Annotated in this window: 19 protein-coding genes; 12 read left to right on the top strand and 7 right to left on the bottom strand. The window is 55.8% G+C overall.

Going from position 1 to position 24,556, the window contains the following annotated elements; genetic code table 11:
• Nucleotides 1–332 (bottom strand): hypothetical protein (locus tag SFX18_20080; protein MDX1965455.1); only part of this gene is annotated, 332 nt, incomplete at its 3' end.
• Nucleotides 333–992: 660 nt separating this feature from the next.
• Between SFX18_20080 and SFX18_20075 the strand changes: the two genes are divergently transcribed.
• From SFX18_20075 to SFX18_20060, 4 genes are all read left to right on the top strand, one after another.
• A complete protein-coding gene (locus SFX18_20075) occupies nt 993–1,577 on the top strand; it encodes an SET domain-containing protein (protein ID MDX1965454.1) in 585 nt (194 codons plus the stop codon).
• A 157-nt stretch (nt 1,578–1,734) separates the two neighbouring features.
• On the top strand, nt 1,735–2,391 hold the full coding sequence (locus tag SFX18_20070) for a DUF6580 family putative transport protein (protein ID MDX1965453.1): 657 nt from the start codon (nt 1,735–1,737) through the stop codon (nt 2,389–2,391).
• Between the two features lie 667 nt (nt 2,392–3,058).
• A complete protein-coding gene (locus tag SFX18_20065; protein ID MDX1965452.1) occupies nt 3,059–3,487 on the top strand; it encodes a hypothetical protein in 429 nt (142 codons plus the stop codon).
• Nucleotides 3,484–3,690 (top strand): hypothetical protein, encoded by a 207-nt coding sequence (locus tag SFX18_20060; GenBank protein MDX1965451.1) that lies wholly within the window; start codon nt 3,484–3,486, stop codon nt 3,688–3,690. The genes SFX18_20065 and SFX18_20060 overlap by 4 nt, the downstream gene beginning before the upstream one ends.
• 124 nt (nt 3,691–3,814) lie before the next feature.
• Here SFX18_20060 and SFX18_20055 read toward each other — a convergent pair whose 3' ends face one another.
• Both SFX18_20055 and SFX18_20050 read right to left on the bottom strand, forming a co-directional pair.
• Nucleotides 3,815–5,017, bottom strand: coding sequence for a DNA topoisomerase IV subunit A (locus SFX18_20055; protein MDX1965450.1), 1,203 nt, complete (start codon nt 5,015–5,017; stop codon nt 3,815–3,817).
• Between the two features lie 105 nt (nt 5,018–5,122).
• Nucleotides 5,123–5,566 (bottom strand): YkgJ family cysteine cluster protein, encoded by a 444-nt coding sequence (locus SFX18_20050; GenBank protein MDX1965449.1) that lies wholly within the window; start codon nt 5,564–5,566, stop codon nt 5,123–5,125.
• Between the two features lie 421 nt (nt 5,567–5,987).
• On the opposite strand from SFX18_20050, the gene SFX18_20045 reads away from it, so the two are divergent.
• The 8 genes from SFX18_20045 (at nt 5,988) to SFX18_20010 (ending at nt 14,784) form a co-directional block, all read left to right on the top strand.
• A complete protein-coding gene (locus tag SFX18_20045; GenBank protein ID MDX1965448.1) occupies nt 5,988–6,293 on the top strand; it encodes a hypothetical protein in 306 nt (101 codons plus the stop codon).
• 565 nt (nt 6,294–6,858) lie between these two features.
• On the top strand, nt 6,859–7,191 hold the full coding sequence (locus SFX18_20040) for a DUF4259 domain-containing protein (GenBank protein ID MDX1965447.1): 333 nt from the start codon (nt 6,859–6,861) through the stop codon (nt 7,189–7,191).
• Nucleotides 7,192–7,465: 274 nt separating this feature from the next.
• Nucleotides 7,466–7,591, top strand: coding sequence for a hypothetical protein (locus tag SFX18_20035; GenBank protein ID MDX1965446.1), 126 nt, complete (start codon nt 7,466–7,468; stop codon nt 7,589–7,591).
• A 55-nt stretch (nt 7,592–7,646) separates the two neighbouring features.
• Nucleotides 7,647–8,204 carry a hypothetical protein gene (locus tag SFX18_20030; GenBank protein MDX1965445.1) on the top strand — a complete coding sequence of 186 codons (558 nt, stop codon included), beginning with the start codon at nt 7,647–7,649 and terminating at the stop codon, nt 8,202–8,204.
• 78 nt (nt 8,205–8,282) lie between these two features.
• A complete protein-coding gene (locus tag SFX18_20025; GenBank protein ID MDX1965444.1) occupies nt 8,283–8,498 on the top strand; it encodes a hypothetical protein in 216 nt (71 codons plus the stop codon).
• A gap of 108 nt (nt 8,499–8,606) precedes the next feature.
• Nucleotides 8,607–9,281 (top strand): hypothetical protein, encoded by a 675-nt coding sequence (locus SFX18_20020; GenBank protein ID MDX1965443.1) that lies wholly within the window; start codon nt 8,607–8,609, stop codon nt 9,279–9,281.
• Between the two features lie 606 nt (nt 9,282–9,887).
• Nucleotides 9,888–10,082, top strand: coding sequence for a hypothetical protein (locus SFX18_20015; GenBank protein ID MDX1965442.1), 195 nt, complete (start codon nt 9,888–9,890; stop codon nt 10,080–10,082).
• A gap of 100 nt (nt 10,083–10,182) precedes the next feature.
• Nucleotides 10,183–14,784, top strand: coding sequence for a hypothetical protein (locus SFX18_20010; protein MDX1965441.1), 4,602 nt, complete (start codon nt 10,183–10,185; stop codon nt 14,782–14,784).
• 406 nt (nt 14,785–15,190) lie between these two features.
• Here SFX18_20010 and SFX18_20005 read toward each other — a convergent pair whose 3' ends face one another.
• The 4 genes from SFX18_20005 to SFX18_19990 all read right to left on the bottom strand — a co-directional run bounded on the left by SFX18_20005 (nt 15,191) and on the right by SFX18_19990 (nt 24,525).
• Entirely contained in the window at nt 15,191–16,681 is a 1,491-nt protein-coding gene (locus tag SFX18_20005) for a DUF1501 domain-containing protein (protein ID MDX1965440.1), read from the bottom strand.
• A 54-nt stretch (nt 16,682–16,735) separates the two neighbouring features.
• Nucleotides 16,736–20,107, bottom strand: a complete 3,372-nt coding sequence (locus tag SFX18_20000) for a PSD1 and planctomycete cytochrome C domain-containing protein (GenBank protein ID MDX1965439.1) — start codon at nt 20,105–20,107, stop codon at nt 16,736–16,738.
• Between the two features lie 333 nt (nt 20,108–20,440).
• Nucleotides 20,441–22,312 (bottom strand): glycoside hydrolase family 2 TIM barrel-domain containing protein, encoded by a 1,872-nt coding sequence (locus SFX18_19995; protein MDX1965438.1) that lies wholly within the window; start codon nt 22,310–22,312, stop codon nt 20,441–20,443.
• Between the two features lie 14 nt (nt 22,313–22,326).
• Entirely contained in the window at nt 22,327–24,525 is a 2,199-nt protein-coding gene (locus SFX18_19990) for a family 1 glycosylhydrolase (GenBank protein MDX1965437.1), read from the bottom strand.
• Nucleotides 24,526–24,556 lie beyond the last annotated feature (31 nt).

The following is a 24,556-nucleotide window of genomic DNA, read 5'->3' as shown; positions in this document are numbered from 1 at the left end:
GCTTGTTCGTTGTGTTCCGCCACGTAAGCACTTCTCAGTTCGGGTCGGGTTTTTGCCAGATGTGCCGTTGCCCGTGCTCGCGGCATGCCTTTGTCGGTTAATGCCTCAAGTGCCGATTCCCATGCCACTTGGGCGGGCTTGGCCTTGGTGCCGGGCTTTTCGTGCCGTGCCCCCTGCCGGGCGTTTGCCGCCGCCAAAAATTGTTGATGCAAAAGCGGTTGCTCTTTCACAAGCTTGGCGACCGCCTGGCCCACCGATAATTTGGGGTTCCGTTCCCGCAGCAAATCGAGGTTCGCTTGCCAAAGGTCGGCAATGTTCTGGGTATCTGACATCGTTCACGCTCACTTTCTGCCCTGAGGGCAAAGGGGAAACTAACGCCCGCGGACAACATGCCCACGGGTTGTGTCGTTGTGCTGACCCGCCTGGGCCAGTTTGAGAATCTTTTTTCGGATGCCTGGGGGCAGGGTCGGCCATGCTTGCATGACCGCGTCCAGGTCTCCCTCTGGCCCTGGGTTGCTTGTCCCCGCGGGCGTAGTTCCACTGGGCTTGCTTCCCCTGTTTAGTGAACGATTTAGTGAAAATTCGTTTTCCTGATTTTCACCGTCGTTTTCACAAGTCCCTACGGGGGAATTACTTAGAGCGGATTTATCATCGGAATACATTCGGACTGAAAATCCATGTGTCGCCGGTTCGATCCCGGCTCTGACCACTTCACAAAAACCCGCATTTTCCCGACTCAATTCGGGTTGTGCGGGTTTTTTTTATGTCAAGAGTTTTGCTCGGCGCATTGAATTGCATACGGCATTTATTTTGCACAGTGGTGAATGATTCAGTGAAACCGTCATGGGTTTGCCGCGCAAAATATCATTGCTAGCGGAACTCACTTGACGATCAGCGCGATCATACACTAAAACGCATAGCCCAACACGCGCGTTCGTTTTTTACAACTTGGCATAGGCATATGGGAACGACCGCACGGTCGCCAGGATTTTATGAAGCGCAAGGAACCGCCGGTACAGGTCCGTCCGGCAGAATTTGGCCAGGGAGTCTTTGCCACCAAAAAAATTCGCAAAGGACAGGTCATTGGCGAAGTCCACGGACAAGTCGTCCTGGACCCGGACTATACGTCCAGGTATTGCATGGAATTGGGGAATGGGCAGACCCTGGAACCGCGGGAGCCGTTCCGTTTTTTAAACCATAGCTGTCTCCCTAACTGCGAACTGATCTATTACGATCCAGCTACCATCCAGCCCGGCCAAGAGCATTGCCTGGATAAGCTGTTTGTCCAAGCGACCCGCACGATCCCGGCGGGGGGAGAATTGTTAATTGATTATGCTTGGCCGGCGGACCATGCCATTCCTTGCGGTTGCCAAGCCGAAAAATGCCGTGGCTGGATCGTCAGCGACGAAGAGCTTCATCTGGTCGTGGACGAGGAAACTCCCCCGCGACAAGTAGCTCATGAGTCAGCCGGTGTGCCAATGGCCCAAGTTCCGGCAAACCATGAATTAAACCCTGAAAATTCCCAGACCCAGCAACAGCCGCGGAAAAAGCGTCCACGGCAATCATTGGGCATATAAATCAGCCACGCAAATTGCCTAAATTTGCCGGGCTATGTGTGTTCCCTGTTTTGCCAGGCTTGGTCTTGTTCGCTGCTGGGCTATCGGTAAGAATGGGAACAACGTGATCAAATCGACGGCTTTTCCTTAATTTGCATCTTCCCGGGAGTTGTCCAGCATGCTGCCCCCTGCCCGCCTCAACGCCAATATTCCCGCCACATGGTCGATTTTTGCGGCGCTGGCCCTCTTGGGCGTGTTAGGGCGCATTTTTCAGCCCCAATGGAATGTTACGCCGATTGCGGCGGTCACCCTTTTTGCGGCGGCACTTTTTGCGCAACGGTGGATGGCGGTGCTGCTCCCCTGCGTGATCCTGGCGGTCAGCAATCTGTTTTTGGCCGACTACAGCAGTAGGGTGGAAATGTTGGCCGTGTATGTCTGCTTTGTAGCGCCGGCATTTTGGGGAACTTGGCTGATAACGGGTAGTAATACGTCCAAAAATGCAAACCTGGGCGCGGGTCACGGTATAAAATTTACCGCCTCTATCATTTTGGCCAGTGTGGCCAGTTCGACGCTTTTTTATGTGGTAACAAATTTTGCCGTGTGGCTGATTCGCCGGGGGAACGCCTACGAGGATTCACTGGCTGGCTTACTAGAATGTTATGCGGCGGCGGTTCCATTTTATCGCTGGATGCTGCAGGGGGATTTGTTGTACTGCGGGCTGGTGTTTGGCAGCGCGGCGGTCTTGCAGCGGGTGGGCAAATGGCAACATGCAGCCAGCAACAGCCCACGCTCCACAGAGCGGCACTATTGCCCGGTGGTGGCGCAAAAAAAATAACAGGCGGGATTTACCCCAGGGGAGCGGGGCATGGCGCTAGTAAGCTGCGGGGAATGCGGGCAAGAGATCTCGCGACTGGCAGAAGCCTGCCCAAGGTGTGGGCATCCTGGACCGGGGCGTAAATCTGGCCTAAGTACGCCAAATTGCTATACGTGCAAGCGTCCCGCCACGACTCGCTGTCAAAAGTGCGGGAAAATGAGCTGCGCGGAGCATCTGCAGCCAATCAACATGATTGTCGGGCGAGGTAGTAGTTATGAATTACGCTGCGATGACTGTTGTAGAGAAGGTAATGCTTGGAACATATTTTACGGGTTATTCTACTTTAGCCTTTTAGCTTTTATCTTGCTCTTTGTCTTTTGTCGTTAGTCGTGTTCCCAGGCTAGCCGCTGCGCGGCAACCCTGGGCTGAATTCCATGAACGCTTCGCGGTACTTTTCTACCGCAACGCGGTTCTGTAACAAAGCCCACGGGTTGGAGCGCAGCGAACAACCCTGGGAAAAAGAACAAAACCAGTGAACTCCTACTCCCACGGAGTTGCGGAATCCCATGGTAAACTGGGTAAAAACCGCGCTATGATTACTTGCAATTAGTATAAGTATAATTCCCTCAATAGATACTACCCCATTGGTCAGTTTGTTTGTTTGGCAACAAAATTGGATTGATCACACATGATTCCAGACTTTCGACAAGACGGGTATTTGCCTGAAGGCATTCACTTGGCAACTGAAGGTGAGGTGACATTTCGATTTGGAACTTCGACATCCCGGCGACGGCGACTGGTTTTGTGTCTGCGGAGATGGATTGAACTTGCACGATCCATTTCCGCTCAGCGCTTCTTTGTGGATGGCAGCTTTGTAACCGCCAAAGCCGAGCCAAAAGACGTTGATGCCGTGGTGTGGTTGCCAGACGACTATGCCGCGAAGATAGCCGCTGGATCAGTCGAGGCACTTGAATTGGAAACAATGCTGATAAATCGGCATCCAGAAGAGATTTTTGCCGCTGAGAATCGACGGGACTGGGAGGATTGGGTAGAATTCTTTACTAGAACCCGGGAAATCGATGACCGCAGAAAGGGTGTTGTAGAGGTTATACTATGATTCTCACGCGAACGGAATATGATCGAGCGCAGTCGGAATTGCGGGACTTGCAGACCAGATTGGATAATCTTCAGCGGGAATATCCCGTGGGACAGAATGGATTTACCAAGGCCGGCATCCGTAAATTGATTTCGCGGCTCCATGAGGAACTTGCCCTCTTTGAGGGGAGTGAAGAGGCACGGTCTACCACGGCGCTGCCCTAGCGGTGGAGGTAACAGGTGTCATTAAGCCGAAACCGCATCGTCGCGGTGTCTCTGGCTGACGCTGCTGGTGAATATTGCAGGTATTCCCTTTTGCATTCTAAATTCTTCATTCTTCATTCCGCGTTCAGTCCAGCCACTCTTGTTCCTCCAGGCGTTCGGGGACGTAAGTTTCAGTTACGTAGCTAATGTCCTTGCTAATGAGGGACTCCACTTCCAGTTTAAAGCCGTTTTTTAACATCAGTTCGATCTCTTTTTGCCACGGCTTTTTATCCTTGAACCAGGGATAGTTGGCGATTTGCTTGGCCCGTTTGGTGTCCTGGTCGTTCAAATTAATTTTGACGCTGTTGGACAACTTGCAGCGTTCAAAGTCGCTGGAGCGCAGGCCCAGGAACCGCGCCTCGGGAATGGCCATCCGTTTGCTTTCGTACGCTAAATTGATGGAGCCTTGCTTGATGACGCTGTAAATGTAATACCCCCAGGGGTCGTTATCCAGCACGCAATAAATCGGGAGTTTCAGCTCGTTGTGCAGGCGATAGAGCATTCGGCGGACGCCGCGGGGGGGTTGTCCCGCGCCGTGTGTAAGGATGCAGCCATGTTTTTTCCAAAATTTATCCTCGTTAAAGCGCTGCCAGACGGTGTCTTTTTCCACATGCAGGATAAACTTGGCATCGCACTTTTTGAATTGAATCACGTCCGGCTCCACGATGCTGGGTATGCCGTAACCGCCGGAACCCATTCGCGCGCAGTCGATGTCGTCCCCTTTGTCCGTGACGACGATGTTACCCACCATTTCGCCGCGCTTTTGCGCGTACAGGTGCAGTTCCTCGCGCAGGGCGTTGAGCGTGACTTCCATATCCTCGATGATGGTGTCGGATTCCGATTGATCGTTAAAAGTTTCTTCCTTGGTGTCGGCGATGGTGTGTTTGAGCATGTAATACAGCCCCCGCAGGCTGGTCGTTTTTCCCTCTTGGATCAGGTTTTTGCTCCCCTTGGCGATCAGCAGGGACTGCATATAAATTTTGGCCTGATTGAGGTTAAAGAGCTGGCGGCGGTTGGTGGCGGAGCCCATCTCGAGAAAGCGGCGGCTCTTGTTGTATTTGACGTTGGATAATGTGCGCGACGGCACATCCAGGTGCGGTTCGCGGCGCTTTTCGGCGGCGGTGACGACGCCATCCGCCAACGAGCGAATCTGGCCCATGGTGGCGGTATCCCGCTTGCTCAGGGTGACAGGTGTTTTGCGGGCGGACGCGGCGGTTTCGCGCGCCGCGCCGCGCTTGGTCCCCGCTGCTTTGCGGGGGCGATTTGCGGGTGGGGATTTTTTTGCCATGATATAAAACTTTCTTGCGGCCCCGGTGGGCCAAAATCAACGTGGTCAAGCAAAATGCGGTTCGCGGCCAACAGTCCGACGCTATATTCCGTAAAATAGGGGGTATTAGTTGAGAATCGGCAACAACGCCGGCTTGCGCGAGCGGACCCGCCCATCAGGGTTGCCGATCACCGCCTCCATGTAATCTTCCACCTGTTCCGCTGTTTCAAAGTATTGGTCATACACCCAATCGTCCTCGTATTCGCAGTTGTCCGTGGTGTATTCGCGGCAGATTTCGGGGCGGGTCTCGTAGATACCGCAGCGGTTGTCCGCCAGCAGGTGCTTGCAGGTGGTATGGACCAAGAGATACCACACCCCGTCGTCGGTAAAGGCTGTGGCATGCTCGTGTAACAGGAACCAGCGTAAAAACTCAAAATCGCGCCGCTCCGTCGGCTTATCAATGGGCAACGCAAAATAGCGGCAACATTTGGCCGTGCAAAAATCGCACAGGACTTGATCCGCCGTCAATTGTTCGCGGGTTGGTTTGGTCCGGGTTGCGGTTGCTGCCATCGCTGTGAATTTCCTCCAAAAAATGCTTTTTTTAGTCGGGTTGTCGTGAGTCCCTTAATTTACCAAAAGTTGCCGCGGGTTGGCTACCGCAATGGATAGGTCTGGTAGGGCGAAACGTGTTATGCCACGGGGTCGGGAGTCGGACGCAGTGGGGACGTGTTTTGCGGGTAAGCCTGTTCGCGGAAGACTCCTGAACCCCCTGGAGGTGACATTTCGCAGGGGGGACGGGAATCCTGGTCGAGTCTGGTTTACAAGGAATTGCCAAGCGCTGGCGACCACGATTCCCGACCCCGCCGGGGAGTGTCATCTTTTTGATGAAATCTTGCCGCTCCGCCGCTCGGCCTTCGCTGGGATGTTTAGAACGAGCGGGTCACTGGGACCGGCTCTTAATCCTAAATCTTCTTGGCAGAGGAGTTTTGCCATGAAACGTTTTGCGCAGATTTTGACCGTTTGTGTGGTTTTAACCGTGGGGGCGTTGTTTGCGACTTCCACCGCCGAAGCGGGCGGATACGGTGGGCATGGTCATCATGGCCATCATGGCGGTGGTTGGGGTGGGCATGGCGGCGGCTGGGGTGGAGGTTGGGGTGGTGGGCATGGTGGCGGATGGGGGGGACATTATCCCCGTCCCTTCCCGTATCCCCGGCCCTATCCGTTCCCCTATCCCCGTCCGTATCCGTACCCCCGTCCATTCCCTCCGTTTCCTTGCCCCGGACCGTTCCCTTACTAGGGAATGCTGCTAACCACGTATAATCGCATGGGAACTATTATAAGTGCCCATATAAACGTAATCACGGCCGCAAAGCACATGCTCTGCGGCCGTGTTGTTTTATTTGGGAGGTGAATTCCGCCCAGCCGCGCAGCGGCGTCAGGATTCTAGCCGCGGGTGCAAACCCCGGGATTGCGAGTTGATTTTCGAACAGAGCCGCGTAGCGGCGGCGTTAGCCTGTTTTTCTAGCCACGGTGGAACGCCCAAGCAACACGCCTTCGCCGAAATGCGGTTACCCCGGCGGTTGGCAAGGGAACAAGTTCCGCTGCCAGCCAATTGGGCTATCACTGGGCACCCGCTGGCAGGAGTACGGGTTATTCACTGGTTAGAACGAATTTGTAAACTTGCCAGATTTTTCATAACAACCGTGCTTGCAGGCGTTTGCGTTGCTTGACAGGTGTTTTTCAGGATAGTACTGTACAGGAAAATCGCTGTGTCGCTGACCTGGATATTACGAATATCCCAGCGAAAAGCCTGCACAATGCAATGTTGGACGGGGAAAGCCTTACGAGGCGCGGAGGTTCTGATGGGCGCGTGGGGTACGGCGGCTTGGGACAACGACAGCGCCGCCGACTGGTTCGGCGACCTGTTCGACGCCACAGGCCTCGCCAAGCACGTCGAGGACGCGCTCAATCGCGACCCGGAGGAGGACGCGGACGTGATTCGAGCGGCCGCATTCCTGTTGGTCCAACTCGGGCGTGTCTACATTTGGCCGGTGGACGACTTGGATCGCCATCTGGCTCTCGCCATCCAGAAGTTGGAGGCGGTGCGCGGGTTGGAGGAGTTTCAGGAGGCCGAGGGGTTTGTCGAGGGCATCGACGCAGAGATCGCCGTTCTGCGCTCCCGGCTTCAGCCTTAACCCCAGACGCCGAACCAGGCGCTGCAGCAGTCGGCGGGGGCATGTCAGCTCTTCGGGACAAGTAGCTCACTCGGCCTCCGCCGCTGCTGAGCTTAGTCGTCCGGATAATTAATCATCAGCGGAGTTAAAGAGTTGAGGTTCGAACATGCCGGAAGTGAATCGCTTCTTTGGAATTTCAATTCGAATCGATTAGATAATCACAACCCTCCCCATTTTCATGTAATCTTCTGGAGTCCAGAGACCGAAGTTGGCATTGAACCGTTGACAATTCTCCGTGGGCGGTTTCCACCCCGCGGCGGTGCTTTTGGCACCGGGCAACGTGCCGATCTTTTTGGATCACGAGGGTGTTAGCCAAGTGATCGGCGACTTGTCCGGACGCGGGGCCTTGGCCAGCGGGTAGCCCAGCTAATTCACCAGTTTCCACCTTCATTCCCCTTCCATTCAGAAAAGCGTTTATGAAAATCACACACGCTGTTTTTACCGTGATGTTTATGTGCCTGGCCAACCTAGTCTTGGCGGCGGAGCCCCCGAAGTTGCCAGCGCAGCTACAGGCCCTCGAACCACTCGTGGGCACTTGGAAGGTCGAATCGTTTGTCAGCAAAAAAGCCGAATGGTCTCCCGCGGAAGTACGCAGTCAAGGGGATGTCGCCACCACCCGCTGGATCATGGATGGCTGGTTCCTGGAAGATCGCAAAGCGCCGGGGAGCGGTTCCGAGCATCTGGGCATCTGGCATTACGATCAAAGCGAACAAGCGTTTCACTACACGATGTTTCAGTCGCCAGGGGGCAACCGCACCGATATTACGATCCATTGGAACGACAAATCGCAAGCATTTGAAGGTGTGGCAACAATGCCCCAGGGTGTGAGCATGCGCACCATAACCCGTTTTCCGGACAAAGACACCAAGGAATGGCGGGTTCTCGCAACCGATGCCGCCGGCAAAGTTTATTTGGATATTTCGTGCCAGGAAAAACGCGTCCCAGCGGAGGACTCGCAACCGAAGTCCAAATAAAGTGGGATTCGCGCAAAAACCGTGATCGAATAATGTTAATCAGTGCGCGGGCCGAGTCCAGCGGGGAGAAACATTACTATGAAAAAGGCCGTTAAGAAAAAATCAGCCCCTAAAATGCGAGATGAATACGACTTTAGCAAAGGAGTTCGCGGGAAGTATGCCCAGCGATATGCCGAGGGTACGAATATTATTGTCTTATCGCCGGACGTGGCCGAGTTTTTTCCCGATTCCGAATCCGTCAATGCCGCCCTCCGCGCTTTGGTGGTCCTTGCCCGGAAAAATGTCAAGAAGTAGGCCTAATGCAAGGCTGTCGTGGCTTGGAGAACGCCGTCTTAATCCGACAAGTAGTCGCTGCCCTTCACGATGGAACCCATCATACCCAATACTAGTACCGATGCGCGAATGGCCGGACTGGAACTATTTCTCCAGCAGTTCCTCGAACAGCGGCGTCCGGAATTTGGTTCTCCAGTCGATGAAATTCAGTCGATTGAGTTGCCTGATCCCCTTCGACGTTTCTATTGCTTTGCAGGTCGTTGGCCGGGTCACAATTCGGCCACACCTTTTGCGAACCGATTTTGTATGCAGGACACGCTTTGCGCGATTCGGGAAAATGGATACGCGCCGACACTGCAATTGATGGACGGCAGGCTCGTATTCGTTTGGGAAAATCAGGGTGTATGGGTGGCGGCAACAGAGAGAACCGGCACTGATCCTCCAGTATGGTTAAGTGAAAACTGTTCACATCGTGAAATCCTCAAGGTGTGGAGGCGACTTGACAATCCACTCTCGCATTTCCTAGTAAGTTTTGTACTGCAGGAATTGCTGTTCGGTTCCCGGATTCTTGGCGTATCGACGAATACGAGAGCTTTGTTCAACGACGCAGGTGTGAAAACGGAGCCGGTGTGGCTGAAAGGAGAGTACGCGTGGAACTTACACCGGCCATCGTACTTCCTCGCCGCCGGGTGTATTATTGTTCGCAATGCGCCAAATGAAGCCGACGGTGATGACTGGTACGGCTGCAACAGTACCGAGGGTGAAAGGATATTGATTTCTTTAAGGTTACCTACATCGATTTAGTCGCTATAACCGCCGATCCAAGCGCAGCAGCAGACGGCGAGGCACGAAAACTTTCTGGGAGTTCAGTACTCCCCGCGCCCGCCGGGTTACCTTGGTCGTACGATCGCTTCATACAACTATGACAAAAGAATAAATTGAATTGAGCGTACGACAGGGAAATGATGTGGGTTATCTATATCTCCCCGACCATCTCGGTAGTCCGGGTTCGGTCGCCGCTACTGGTAGGCTGCGAGACCTTCTTCCCGATTTCTCTGGCATAGACGTTTACTTGGACTTTGACGAGAGCAGACGTCTCGTCGGTATTGAGCTACTCCTACCACTTCCACACGACGCTGCCTAATCAATACACCACAGCACACCCCGGCAATTGCGCCAATTTGCCATCCCTGTGTACCATAGTCTAGTCGGGTAAGGAAATTGAGTATACTTGCGTTAGCAATATGTACTGTATAGCCGATTTATATAAAAATTCTCATTACGTGTATTACCTCATCTTTATATTTAGTCGCTTGCCCAATCGTTGCCCTGGACGGAAAAATTAACTAAGATGGCAAATTCGACTCTGCCATCGTATTTGCCCGGAATTGCCAGCATTTCCCGCGAAAAATGGGTGAAAACCTCTCGCGGGAGACTTTTCAACCTCTGCTGGCGACTCCCTGCACTCTTGTCTCCCCCGTGCGCGACAACATTGAAAGCTGGTCCCATGAGTTATTTCCCCGGCGGTATGCCGCAAAATCCTTGGCGATTTCGGCGATCCGCAAATTCCCCTCTACGTCGGCGCCATTTAACCCCCGGGTTTGAAACGCTCGAACCGCGCCTCAATCAGAGCGCGGTCAGTTACGCAACCCCGGGTGTTGCCTATCAAGAGGATTTTGGCTCTTTGGCAAGTAGTGACACATCCGTGTTATTGCCCACGGGCTGGTCATTCGTGGAAAGCGGCACCAACGCCAACACCACCTACACGGCGAATAACGGCGGTTCCAATACCGGCGACACCTATAGTTATGGTGATGTCGGCGGCAATGAGCGCGCGCTGGGAACGCTGCTTTCGACAAACCTGACGCCTACAATCGGCGTCAACATTCAAAACAACACGGGATTGGTGCTTAACTCGCTGACGATTGAGTACACGGGAGAGCAGTGGCGTTTAGGGGCGGAGGGGCGCACCGATCGGTTGGACTTTCAGTATAGCCTCGACGCCACCAGTTTGACTTCCGGCGCCTGGACCGATGTGGATGCGCTGGATTTTGTCACGCCGAACACGCTGACCGTAGGGGCCAAGGACGGCAACGCCAGCGGCAATCGCGCCCTCCTGAGCGTTACCATTACCACGGTGAGCTTGGCGAATGGCGCGCAAATCTGGTTTCGCTGGAGCGATGCCAACGCCAGCGGGGCGGATGATGGCTTGGCGGTGGATGATTTTCGCTTGACGGCGACTGGCGCTACCGCCCCTCCCGCTACCAGCGGCCCAGCCAGTTTTTTGGCCGAATTGAACGTGGCCACGCAACTCACCGGGGTCAACCAATATAGCGTGAGCGACCCGGACAGTGGTTCGTTAACGGCAAATTTAGCCGTGACGGCCGGGACATTGAGCCTGACCGCCGGGGGCGCGTCCGTTGGCGGCAATGGCACTTCGGCCCTGATCGTTAGCGGCACTATTGCCCAGGTCAACGCCGCGCTGGCCACGTTGTCGTATACCGCCCCGGCCAGCGGGACCGCCGCCACCTTGACTGCTAACGCAAACGACGGCACCGCCACCGGCAATACGGTGACCACCACGATCAACCTGGTGCCGCCGTCGAATGGCCGCCTGCGGATCGTCAGTTACAATATTGCCAGCCTGGCGGGAAACCCCCGGAGCGGGTTGGAAACCATTCTGCAGGGGATTGGCCTGGAGTCGGTAAATGGCCTGGTCCAGCAAATTGATGTTTTGGCCCTGCAAGAAGTGCAGTCGCAATCCATCACCACGCAAGCGGTGGTGAGCCTGCTTAATTCCCTGTATGGCGGCAATCATTATGCCCGGGGAAATATGGATGGCCTGTCCACGGGGGGAAATGACGACACCCAGGGGGTGGTCTACAACAGTCAAAAAGTGCAATTGCTAGGCGAAGTGGCGGTTGGCGCGCCGAATGTCAATGGGGCCCCGCGGCAGACATTACGATACCACTTTCGGCCCGTGGGGACCGGTGGTTCCGCGGACTTTTACCTGTATAACAGCCATTTAAAGTCGGGGAACACGACCACGGACGAGGCCCGCCGCCTAGTCGATGCGCAGGCAATCCGCGACGACGCCGACGCCCTGGGCCAGGGGATCAATATCATTTATGCCGGGGATTTTAACATTTACGGCAGCGGGGACGACTCTTACCAAGAGTTCTTATCCCCTGGTAACGGACAGGCCTTTGATCCGCTTTCCGCTACGGGAAATTGGAGCAACAATAGCGTGTTTGTGGGGCTTCTGACCCAAGCGCCGGCGATTTCGCCTCCTGGCGGATTGATCGGCGGCGGGCTGGATGATCGGTTTGACTTTCAGATATTCACGAGCGAATTAACCGATGGACAGGGGTTAGAATATCTATCAAATAGCTATCATGCGTTTGGCAACAATGGCTCGGTCAGTTTAAATGGGCAAATTGATGCCGCGATGAACACGGCTCTGCCGGGGCTGGCCAATCGCGCGACGGTGCTCAATTTACTGACCACCGTGAGCGATCATCTCCCCGTAGTGGCGGATTATAGCTTTCCCGTGGCCAATGATTCGCCCGTGGTCAGCGGTCCGGCGGGGATAAACGCGGTTTACAATGCCACCGTGGAGCTTTCCGGCGCAAATCTGATCAGTATTGCCGACCCTGATAACGACAATCAAACAGTTACGCTGGGCGTGACCGCGGGGACACTAAACGTGGTTGCGGGGGGAGCGACGGTAACTGGAAACGGCACCCCGTTCTTGATCATTGGCGGCGCGCTAGCCGACGTGAACGCCGCGTTGGCCACGCTGGCCTATACCGCGCCCGGCAATGGACCTAGCGCAACATTGACCGCGCTGGCAAATGACGGTGTTACCGCCAGTAACCTGCTGTCGATCCACATCAACCTGACGGCGGCTCCCGCAGGCGCGGTGATTCCCTATACAACGGCGGGGACTCCCTATTTTCAAAATTTTAATGGCCTACCCAGTGTAATTTCCGCAGCCGCGGTCCTGGGAGGGGTTCCCGTGGCCCTGACCGCCGCGCCGATCAATGCCGCCGCCAGTCTGGCGGGATGGTATACCAGCGTCAACACCGGCACGCCGCGGTTTGGAACGGACGCGGGCGCTTCAACCACGGGCAGCACTTATAGCTATGGAGTGGCCGGAGTCAATCCCGTCATGGACCGCGCGTTGGGTTCCGTGACCAGTGGATCGAGCGCGCCCCGTTATGGGGCGGTCATTGCTAATCAGACGGGCCAAACCCTAGGCGGATTTACATTGACCTTTACCGAGGAACAATGGCGTAAAAACACCGGCGTTAGCGAAAACAACAATTTGGTGTTTGAATATAAAATTGGCGGCATGGGACTGGATGACACGGGTTTTATCTCGAACAATTTGGGAAATTTAGTTCCGATCATTCAGGACGGAGCTAGCGGAGCGCTCGATGGCAACTCCCCGGCGAATCGCGCGGTGAAAAGCGTCACGGTCACGGGATTAAACTGGGCCTCCGGCGCCAACCTGGTCATCCGTTGGCAAAATCCAGCCCCCGGGGTCAACGCGCCGGGTTTGGCAATTGACGATTTAACGTTTTTGGCCACCGCTTTAAATCAGGTGCCCGTGATCGTCGATCCGGCCAATGCCAGTCCCGACCCCGTAACGGGAACCACCACCAGTCTAAACGTGTTGGGGGCGGATGACGGGGGAGAGTCGAATTTAACCTACACATGGTCGACCTTGGGCACTCCACCCGCGCCTGTGCAATTTAGCGTCAACGGCACCAATCTGGCCAAGCAGACCACCGCCACATTTACCCAGGCGGGGAATTACGCTTTTTTAGTTAACGTTACCGACGCGGGATCCCTTTCCGCCTCGAGCATGGTCATAGTTTCTGTTGTTCAAACGCCCACGGGAATGATCATCACGCCCGATCATGCCAGCGTCGCGGCGGGGGGGCAATTGGCCTACAGCGCGGCGGTAAGCGACCAATTTGGCCAACCGATCTTCAATCCCGCTCTGGTATGGAGCGTGACCGGCGCGGGAAATAGCATTGATAGCCAGGGTTTGCTTACCGCGGGCGCGGGCCTGGGCCAGTTTACCGTTCAGGCCACCAGCGGCACTGCTAATGACACGACATCTGTGACCGTTGTCACGCCCAGTTATACGGTTCTTAACACCAACGATGCCGGCGTAGGATCGCTACGGGCGGCGATTTTGGCCGCCAATGCGGGACCGGCCATTCCAGCCTGGATCGCCTTTGAAATACCCGGTGGAGGTGTGCAGACAATTAACCTGGCAAGTCCCTTGCCAGCATTGATCCATCCCAGCATGTGGCTATTAAATTCAGGGGAAAGTGTAACCGTGCAAACCGGCGGCGCCGCGGTCCCGCCATTGTTGGGATTTAGCGAATTAACTGTGGCTGGCGGGGGCAGTTTGACCCTTAACGGTCCCCTGGCCGCCTCGGGCGATTTGATTGTTACCGCGGGAGGAGTCACCTTAACGAATGGTTTGACTACCAGCGGAGATGTGACGGTGTTTGGCGCGGCGCAACTGGTCACGCGCGGTCTGCGCGCGAGAGATTTGACGCTGGCGGGCGCAAATGCGGTTGTCACCGGGATTGCCGAAGGGGCCGCAGCCGGGTTGTTCGTGATTGACGGAGAGTTGTCCCTGGCAAACGACAGTTTATTGGACCTGGCGGATAACGACTTGGTCGTGGCCTATGATCCCCTGGGGATCAATCCCCTGGCCGTCATTACCGCCGCGCTCGATAACTACTATAACGGCTCGACGGGTGTCCCGGTCATTGGCAGTTCCGCCGTCGCGGACAGTCTGGGGACGCGCGTCATTATCCCTGTCGATAACGCGAACGCCAGCTTTGGCGATATCGGCAATCCGTTTTACGATTTGACGCTGGGGGACAGTAGCGCGGGGACCGGTTTTAATCAGGTGATTGTCCGCTTTACCTATCCAGGCGACTACAATTTAGACGGCCGGGTCGATGGGACCGACTATGGCGCGGTGGATTCCAATTTGGGAATGGTTACCACGGGAGGCGCGGGGGGATTTTTTCTGGGGGATGGAGACTTTAATGGCCTGATCGAAAATGGCGACTATACGCCGATTGATTCTTTCTTTGGATCAGGGGTGGGTACCCCGCTTGGGGGGGATCTGGAAGCGAGATCCTTGGAATTAACTTTTGCCGCACAAGAATCCTGGAGAGGAGCAGACCCGGATGAACAGGAAGCGTTATTGTGGAGTCTATGGATGGAAGAATCGCTAAATTCCCGGGAAAACAGCAAGAAAAAAGCTAAATGACCGATGGAACGGGGTTCATTAGTTTTTGTTATACTACCCAACTTAACGGGGGATGTTCGATTTTTTTGATACCCAAAAAATTGCTTCATGGAAAAATGGGTCTTTTTTTAGAATTTTTTAACCCGCTATATTGACCCGTTAAACGAAACTTCTACAATGAGTTATGTGCGAGCTATGCTTGCACAACCGCTCGGTGAGTTCCTGCCCCACTCACCGGGCTTTTTTTATGCGCGGACCGCGCTTGAACAATAATAGTATAGCACTTGGCTATCGGATGAGCCTTTGGGCGCTAGGCGAATGTTTAAATGTCAAGTAACCATGAGGTAGTCTCAGCCTCTGATTGGTCATACTCGAATCTAGCGAGTTAACATGGACCTAGACTGACATTCTGCAGGGGGCCAGTTGCTTAACTCAAAATTTGTCGTATAGGCTGACCGTAATCGATTTCCAGCCGTTTGCGGCCGGGAATTTCTAGCTTGCGCGGCTCCAGGCCCAGTTGGTGCAGAACAGTGGCGTGGATGTCAGTGACATAGTGTCGATCCTCGATCGAGTGAAATCCGATTTCGTCGGTTTTGCCATGGGCCAGGCCTCCGCGAATGCCACCTCCCGCCAACAAAATAGAAAAGCCAAACGGATGATGATCTCGGCCATCGCCTCCTTCGGCTCCCGGTGTTCGGCCAAATTCGGTGGCCAAGACCACGATCGTTTCGTTAAGCATCCCCCGCTGTTTGAGATCCCGCAGCAAGGCGGCCACCGGTCGGTCGATCTGCCCGCAAAGCCGGGTGTGGCCTTCCTTTAATTTGCCATGAGCATCCCATTCCCCCGCGCCCCCATTGGCGCCGTGAAAAATTTGAACGAACCTCGTCCCTTGTTCCACCAGACGCCGTGCGACCAAACATTGCCGTCCCAGGACCTGGGTGGCTTCCTGATCCAGGCCGTATAGTTCACGGATATGGGCTGGTTCGGGGGTTAAATCCACCACGCCCGGGATCGCGGCCTGCATTTCAAATGCCAGCTCATAACTTTTGATCCGCGCTGCCAAGGCGGGATCCGCCGGTTGTCCGTCGGCGGAAAGCTGATTCAAATCGCGAATCAGATCAAACTCGGCGCGTTGGTCTTCACGGGAAATAGGCCGGCTGGGCTTGGCAAAGGGAAGGGGGTTGGCCGGATCAACCGACAGCGTGACGCCGCTATGTTCGGGACCGAGGTAATTTGCCCCATGCCCCCCCACGCCGCCGCAACAATCGGCCAAAGCGCCCCCCAGGACCACAAATTGCGGCAAGTTATCATTCAACGAACCCAAACCATAATGCACCCAAGAGCCGATTGTGGGAAACGCTCCTTCCAGGGCATGCCTACCAGTATGAAACTGCAGTTGCGCCCCGTGGTCGTTGTCCGTCGTCCATAAAGAACGGACGATCGTCAGGTCGTCGGCGCACTGGCCCAACTCTGGAAACCAATCGCTCATTTCCAGCCCGTTTTGACCGCGGGGAGCGTGGCCGACTTGCAGCGGATATAGTTTGGGTTGCACTTTATGCCGACCAGCGACAAATTCGCGCACGTTCTTTTTAAGATAGGGGGAATCCAGGGTATCCTTATAGGGGGTTTCGGCGATAGTCTGCCCCGCATACTTGGTGACAGCGGGTTTGGGGTCAAAACTTTCCAGATGGCTCAATCCCCCGCATAAAAAAATCCAGATGACGCTTTTGGCCCGCGGCTGAAAATGCGGTTTGCCGTCCGGGGGAATGGATGGTGCCGCTTCGGCCCGCAGGTATCCATCCTTAGCTAGGATCGCGCCCAGCGCCAGGTTGGTAAACCCCAGGCCCATGCGTTGCAAAAATTGCCTGCGGGCGGCGAGGGGAACAGGGCAAGGTCGGCGGTGAGCGTGCTGAAACATGGAAGTTACCTTTTTGTCGCGGTAGGGCGGTGTTCCGGGGGGTTGGCGACAACGTCAGGGGATGGTGACAAATTCGTGATGATTAAACAACACATGGACCAGGCTTTGCCGCCGGGAGTGATTAGCGGAGGCGGGTTGGGGATGCTCCACGCTGGGAACGAGCGCTAAGAATCGCAGGCAGCGTTCTAACTCGGCGGAAGTAGGAGCGCGATTTAAGATCGCCTTAAAAGCCCGTTCTACAAACTCCGGATCCGACGGAACTTTGCCAGCGAGTTGTTCCAGCTTTTTTGTTGTCTGCTCGGCTGCCGCCGCCACCAATTCGCTATTGGCCAGGGCCAGGGCTTGTTGCGGGACGATCGTTTCGTCGCGCCGGTAACATTCGGCGACATTGGCTTGGTCAAAGATCGCTAAAAACGGCACTCGCTTTTCCTTGGCCTGGCGAAAATAAAGGCTGCGCCGGGGATTCTCAAAAGCCGCATTTTGATCCAAATCCGGTCCTCCCGCGGTAAAATCCAATCGTCCCGACACATACAACACCGCGTCCCGAACCGCTTCGGCCTCGAGCCGGCGCGAGTTCATCCGCCACAGCGCCTGATTATCCCGGTCCAGCCGCATATTCTGCGATGTAAGTTCCTCGGAGCCGTGGCTAGCCATTTGATATGCCTGGCTAGTCACGATCAGCCGGTGCAACGGCCGCATTCGCCAGCCCCCTTCCATGAATTCAACCGCCAGCCAATCCAGTAATTCGGGGTGGGTGGGAGGTTTGCCGTTATGACCATAATCAAACATGGTGGGGACCAATGGCGCGCCAAAATGACGCAGCCAAAGATGGTTGACAGCCACTCTCGCTGTCAGTGGATTTTGATTATCGGCGATGCGCCGCGCCAGGGCCAACCGTCGGCCGGTGCTGCTTTTGGGGTATTGGGGGCCAAGCGGGGCGTAATCCGCCGCGGGCGCTTGGGCCGCCAAGGTTTGCACCGCTTGTTCAGCCTGGGCGACGGCTTCTTGCAACTTTGGCAAGGTGGAGGCGTTTTCGGCCTTAGTCGCGGCCAGGGACAATTCGTGTCGCGCGGTAACAAGCTTTAGTTGAGCGGCGGCGGTTTTTTCGGCTGCTTCCGCCCGCACCGCCACGGAGATGGCGTCCGTTACTGCGGGAGTGGGAGTGGAAGTGGCGTCCGAGGGAGCTTCTTCCCGCGGGACCATGTACCGCAATTGATCCGCCGCCATGCGCGCCCGCGTGGATAGTTCATCCGCCGCCGCCAGGGCGAGCTTTGCGCTTGCCAATTCCACCCGCTGTTGCAATCGTAATTGTGTCAATACGGGATCTTCCGGCTGCGCGATTGCTTTGTCGCCAGAGTCGGGAAGTGTGGCGGGAACGAGCGCGACCTCCGGGCTAAGCTCTTCCACGCTAATTTGATGAAAATCAGCGACCGCGTCAAAGGTCCAAAGCGCAAGTTTGCCCCCCGCCGCGCGGGGCTGGGGTAACTGGTATGCCAGGAGAAATTTTCCCCCCACCCAAACATTGACCAGTTGGCCGCGGACCGCCAGGATGACCTCTTGGGGGGAGTCAACATTCACAGGAAATGCGCGGTGGGTGCCGGAGGGATAAGTATCCGCTCCCCGAACACGCTGCAAGAACTGGCTACCGGGATTGTCGGGAAACGCCGTTAAATAATAAGCCTGAAAGTTATCCTTATCCGTCAAATCAAACGCCAGTCCGACCGAGCGATAGCCATCGCCGCCGCGAATGGTAAAGGCATATCGGGCGACGAAATCAGCGGGGTGTTGGGATTGGGAAATCATCAGGCAAAAATCGGCGGCGGGATCGGTTTGCCGCACACCTTGCCCCGTCAATTCCCAATTGCCCCGGTCATATAGCCATAATTCGGTGTCTCGCCGCAAAAAATTATCCCATAAAAATTTCTCACCCCGATCAGGGGCCACAATCTTTGCCTGATCCGCCAATGTCGCGGTTGCTGGCGGAGCGGGGACGGTGGGGGAGGGAGCGGCACGATGCTTATCCCAGTCCGCGCGGGCCGTGGCTAGTTCCGCGCGGGCGGCGCTCAGGGTTGCTTCTTTTTGGGCCAGAAAGTCGTTCTGAAACGAGCGGGCGACAGCCGGATACCAGGCCGTCACGGGCAATTCGCGCTGTTCCGCGGCTAATTTTCTTTCCCCTAAAATGCGGGGTAGCGAAGCTATCAGTGGATGTTCGGTGTCGGGCTGCTTTTCATTACCCCGTTCAAACAGATACGTGGGTTGCTCCGGGCGGGCGTCATACACCCGTGATAAGCCTCCCGCGACGGGGTCGATTGCTCCGGGGAGGGGATCAATTCGCACGTCATAAGGTTCAAAGACAGCCCGCAATTGGTAGTATTCTGCTTGCGAAATGGGATCATATTTATGGTCGTGGCACCGCGCGCAGTTCAGTGTCAGGCCCAAAAACGCCTTGCCGGTATGTTCGATGGTGTTTTCCAGCCAGGTGTTGCGGCTATAGCGATGATAATTACGGGCTAAAAATCCGGTCGCCCGCAGGATGTCGGGATCAGCGGGCGCTAACTCATCGCCAGCCAGCATTTCGACCAGCATTTGATTATACGGTTTGTCGTCCGCCAGCGACTGGATGATCCAATCGCGCCAACGCCAAATATGGGGCTGGCTTTCGCGGACTTCGGCTCCAAATCCGTCCCAGTCGCTATATCGCCAGACATCCATCCAGTGCCGGCCCCAGCGCTCGGCATAGCGGGGACTGGCTAGCAGCCGATCCACCACGGCCGTGTACGCGACGGGCGAACTATCCGCCATAAAGGCTTGCATCTCCGCGGTGGTGGGGGGCAGACCAGTCAAATCCAACGTGACCCGCCGTAACAACTCGGCTTTATCCGCGGGGGGCAGGGGCGTCACGCCCAGCGCGTTCTGCCGCGCGGCAATAAACCGATCAACGGGATTAGCCGACGCGGCTAAAGGACTATGGTCGCTTTGGGGTGGTATCGGGGGGCGTCGCGGCGCGACAAAGGACCAATGTGTGAGCGGGTCGGGGGGGAGTGGTTCCTCCGGCAGGGCTGCCCCTTGATCAATCCATTGCTTAAGGATTTGAATCTCGGCCTCTGGCAGCTCGGCTCCTTCCTGGGGCATTCGTTCCGATTCGTCATGACTGGTAACCCGCGCGATTAATTCACTTTTTTCGGACTGGCCCGCTAGCAGCGCGGGCCCGCTATCTCCCCCTTTGTTGATGAAACTGGCCGCATCCAGGCGCAATCCCCCCTCGGCTTTAAGACCGCTGTGACAGGCAAAACAGCGTTGCCGCAATATAGGCTTGATCTGTTGCAGGTAATCGGGTGGCTCCGCCAAGGCAAGTCGCGCCTTGGTAAATATAATTCCACAAAGAACCACGCCCAAGCTGCGTAAGATGATCCACAGGACACGCATGGGAAGTCCGCTGGCAGGAATGACAAAGGGGGGCGAAAACAGCTATCCATCCAGACCCACGAAGCGGGTCCAATGGCTATTCGAGGTGGGCAACGGCGGCGGCGGCCCTGAAGGTGTTACATGACGGCATTGGCCGTTGAATTTTTGGGATTATAACGCGTGACGCGGGGTGTAGCCAAATTTATGCCTCTTCACGAATCGCCGCGCTCCTCTAAGGAATTGCATAAACTCTTGCAAGGCTGGACTTTACGTAATATATAAAGGCTTTTCTAATCCCCAGGGCGGGAGTGGCTTTTTATGTCGGGACGGGGAGTTTCCTATTTTTCCGTCTGATTAACGATCCCGATGCGTGCGATAATCTTCGCTGGGTATCAGATATTGGGTGCGTTGCGCGCTCATGAGTCTTTCCCGCCATTCCCATTCGATAGGTTCCGGGAGGGGTTGCCCTCCGCGGGTGGCCTCGCGAATCAATTCGATCGGAATTTTAGGGGTGCGGTCGGCGTACAGTAATCCATTTGCTTCCTGATAGGTATCCGTGAACTGCGTATAGCAAAAACCGGCCAAAGTCGTGGAAGATCTTACCGCCTCCAACAAGTTGGCGTAGTCTGTGGCGAATTGTTCCGCGGTATCCGCCCGCGTATAACCCCACGTGCGCGCGGGATCGGGGGAAAACGCGATACCACCAAATTCGGTGAGCATAATCGGCTGGTCATCGGTCGCGTGGCTCCCCAGTAAGAGTATTCTTCCTCCGGGGCGCTCGCGTTTGAGCAACCGCGGCAGGGTTTCCGCGCCATAACGGTGGGCGATGCGCTCGGGGTCGTGATCATAATCATGAATGCCAATAATATCCGTGGCAACGCTTTCCCAACCATCATTGCCAATGACGGGCCGGGTGGGATCCAGTGTCTTTGTCAAATGATACAGCGCCTGCACATAGTGTCGTTGCGTGGGGCTATCAGGCAGGTCGGGAACCCCCCAGGACTCATTAAAGGGCATCCACGCGACGATACATGGATGACTGGAGTCCCGTTCGATGACCTCGATCCATTCGCGGGTTAGCCGCTCGATGGAAAGTTTTGTAAAGCGGTAAGCGCTGGGCATTTCCTCCCAAACCAATAAACCCAGCACATCGGCCCAGTATAAAAAGCCGGGGCATTCGATTTTTTGATGTTTGCGCACGCCGTTAAAGCCCATGGCCTTGATAAGTTGAATATCCCGGCGTAACGCCTGGTCGTGGGGGGGGGTCAGGCCGGTATCGGGCCAGTAACCCTGGTCCAGGACCATGCGCAAGGGGTAGGGTCGCCCGTTTAACACAAAGCGATCCCCTTGGATCGCGATGGAGCGGAGGGCGGTGTAGCTATGAACGGAGTCAAGGGTTTCTCCCGCCCCGTTTTCCAGGTTGAGCCGCGCTTGGATCAAGGTGGGGCGGGCGGGGGACCACAGCAATTCATTACGATAATCATCGATACCCGGATCGGACAGCGCGATTCGGCGCATCAACTCATTGCCTAACAAATGATAGCGATCCTCGGCAATGATGGTATTCGCCGACCAGAGCTTTACCGTCAGATACGTATCCGAAGAAAGCGCGCCGCCTATCCGCGCTTCCATGCCGATTTCCCACCGTTCAATGTTGGGCGTCCAGCGGAGGGTGGAAATAAAAACCGCCGGAACAACTTCCAGCCAGACTCCCTGCCAGATGCCGGTCGTGCGGGGATACCAGATGGAATGGGGATGAAGCTGCCAGTCTTGTTTTCCCCGGGGCTTGGCCAGATCATTGGGATCATCCTCGGCCCGCACAACCACCGTTTGCTCTTCCCCTTCCAGGAGCTCGGTGATATCGACACCAAAGGGCGTATGTCCCCCTTCGTGCCGCACCGCCAATTTATTGTTAATCCAGACCTCGGCCGAGTAATCCACCGCGCCAAAGTGCAATATTAACCGGCTAGCGCGGGGCAAGGGAGGAACGCGAAACCGGCGCCGATACCAGCAAGCGCGAAATAGTCCCGTGTGATGCACGCCGCTGGCGACGGTCTCGGGTGCAAAGGGGACGCGGATGGCGGATGGCCAGGACGCTTGTTGCGGCGTCCGCCAAACTCCGTCCGCGTCAATGGCAAAGTCCCACGTCCCGCTCAGCGAAATCCAGCCCGCGCGTTCCAACAACGGCCGCGGGTGCGGCTCCACCGTCAAGCTTTCAGGGGACACGCCAGTACTCCTAGTTAAACCGCGAGCTTATTGCTGGAAATCAGTTCCGCATGGTAACGTTCCAGGGAATTCGCCAAGGTGGGCAAAAGGTATCCCCGGGTGCTGGCCAACGCGCTATATGCCGGACGGGGAGCGGGTAGGTTTAATTCCCGCCCAGGGCAGGCGTGAATGGCCACGCGTGAAAAACCAAAAATTTCCGCCGCCTGACAGGCGAATTCGGCCCAACTCACCCGTCCGTCATTGGCTAAATGCCACACACCCGATTCGCCATCCATCAGCAGGTCCAGGCAATTATGCACCAAGTCCGGCACATACGTGGGTGAAACCACCCAATCGCGGGCGGCTGAAATCCGCTCTCCCGCGGCTAAGCGGCGCAGAGCGCTGGTCAAAAAATTTGCATCGTCCCAAGGTCCAAAAAACGCGCTGGTTCGCACGACTAAGGCGTTTTTATCGATGGCCAGCACGACATCCTCGGCGAGGGCCTTTGTTCGTCCATAGGTCGAAAGCGGTCGGACCGCCGCGTTTTCCAAGTAAGGGTTGGCGGTTCGGCCATCAAACACAAGATCGCTGGAAAAGGTTAATAATCGGACTCCGCGCGCGCGGGCCAGGCATGCAAGCTGGGCGGGACCCGTGACATTGGCCAACTGGCAGGAACGAGGATCGGATTCGGCTTGATCCACCCGCACATAGCCCGCCGCGTTAATGATTGCCCAGGGGCGCCACTGTTCATACATGGCCGCCACGGAATTTGAATCGGTAATGTCAACTTGATTGCGGACGCAGGCCACATGGTCCAGGCCGCGCTCGCGGCAAGCCCATTGAAACGCGCGTCCCAAGGTCCCATTTGCCCCCAAGATAAGGATTTTGGCGGTTGTCTGCGGGGTGGTGGGCAAGCTCCTGCGGACTTTTGATTCCGTGGCTGTATTAAAGGGGGAATAGCAAAACCGCTCCGGACCATTCCACCAACCCTTGCCTATCAAAGTGGTTGTCGGCAGCGGCGTTTTTTGCGTCAAATGTTTTACCAGATGGGCCAGCGCGGTGGGACGGCGTGTTTGTCCGCGAATATCAAATACGCCGGATTCATAATGTCCGTCATCCCGCGTGCACAAATGATTCCAATTGTGGCTGCCAAACATACTCCAAGCGGTGACAGCCCGGAGGTCGACGCCCTGTTTTCTAAGTCGGCGGCCAGCCTGCCAGGCATCCCACAACCATCGTAACTGGGACTCGCGATGGCAGGCCAAATGGCATTCAGTCAGCGCCAAGGGGAGGCCATAGCGTTCCCATGCCTGGGTAAGCAGGCACTCCAAGCCTAATAGTCCCTGCCGGCGGATGCGCACGGCCTCTACATCAACATAAGCGTGGCGGTTGTTTCCTCCATGCATGCGGGGGGGGTAAAGGCTAATGCGATGATCCAAGAAGCGTTCGCTGGTCACATAATAATTCCATCCCAGAATTACCCCGCGGACCAGTTTATTTCGTTGAAACCATTCTAGTTCGCCGCGATTAACCTTGGCATCCCGAAAATAGTCCCACAGGGGATGACCCCGCCCAACTTTTCCCAAAATTAAATCCGCTGACAGCCAGCGGCGTTCGTTTTCAAAGTCGGTTTGATACTTTAACGGGGGCGTGCTATGCACATATTCGAGGTTTTCGGTGAATACCAATTTTGCGCGCGGATTGATCCGCTGAATTTGCCGCATCGCGCTGAGAATGGCGCGGCATTGTTGCAATAACATCAGAGCAAAGTCACGGTCCGAACGTTTGTGGGGATACCAGTGTCCGTATAATCCGCTAAAGCGCGCCGTGGTGAGCGGTTCGTTGATGGGGGTGTAATACTCGATCCAAGGGAATTTTTGGGCGATCCGCGCCGCATATGTGGAAAATCCCTCCACAAAGTTCGCGGATAGCAAATCTGTTCCCGGAGGCCCGCTGCCATGGTGCAATAAGCCCACGATTGGTTCCATCCCCAGGCTTTTTATTTTTTCCAATTGCCGTTCCACCAAGGGGAGTTCCCGTAAACTTCCCCCGGCCGTGCCATGATGTTCCCATAACACCGGGTATCGCAGGGCGGTCAACCCCATTCCGGCCAACAGCTCCAAATCCTGAAGACTTTGCGCGCCGCGGTGTCCGGACAAATGCAACTGGTCAAAATACCGATTCCGTACGCGGTTGACGGTACATTCCAAGCCACCCCACATTTGCAAATCCATTGGACTAAATGTTATTGACATTAATCCCCCC

The organism is Pirellulales bacterium (assembly GCA_033762255.1).
Taxonomy (GTDB): domain Bacteria; phylum Planctomycetota; class Planctomycetia; order Pirellulales; family JALHPA01; genus JANRLT01.
The sequence above is the reverse complement of the archived record's forward strand: the minus strand, read 5'-3'. Positions and strand labels throughout refer to the sequence as shown.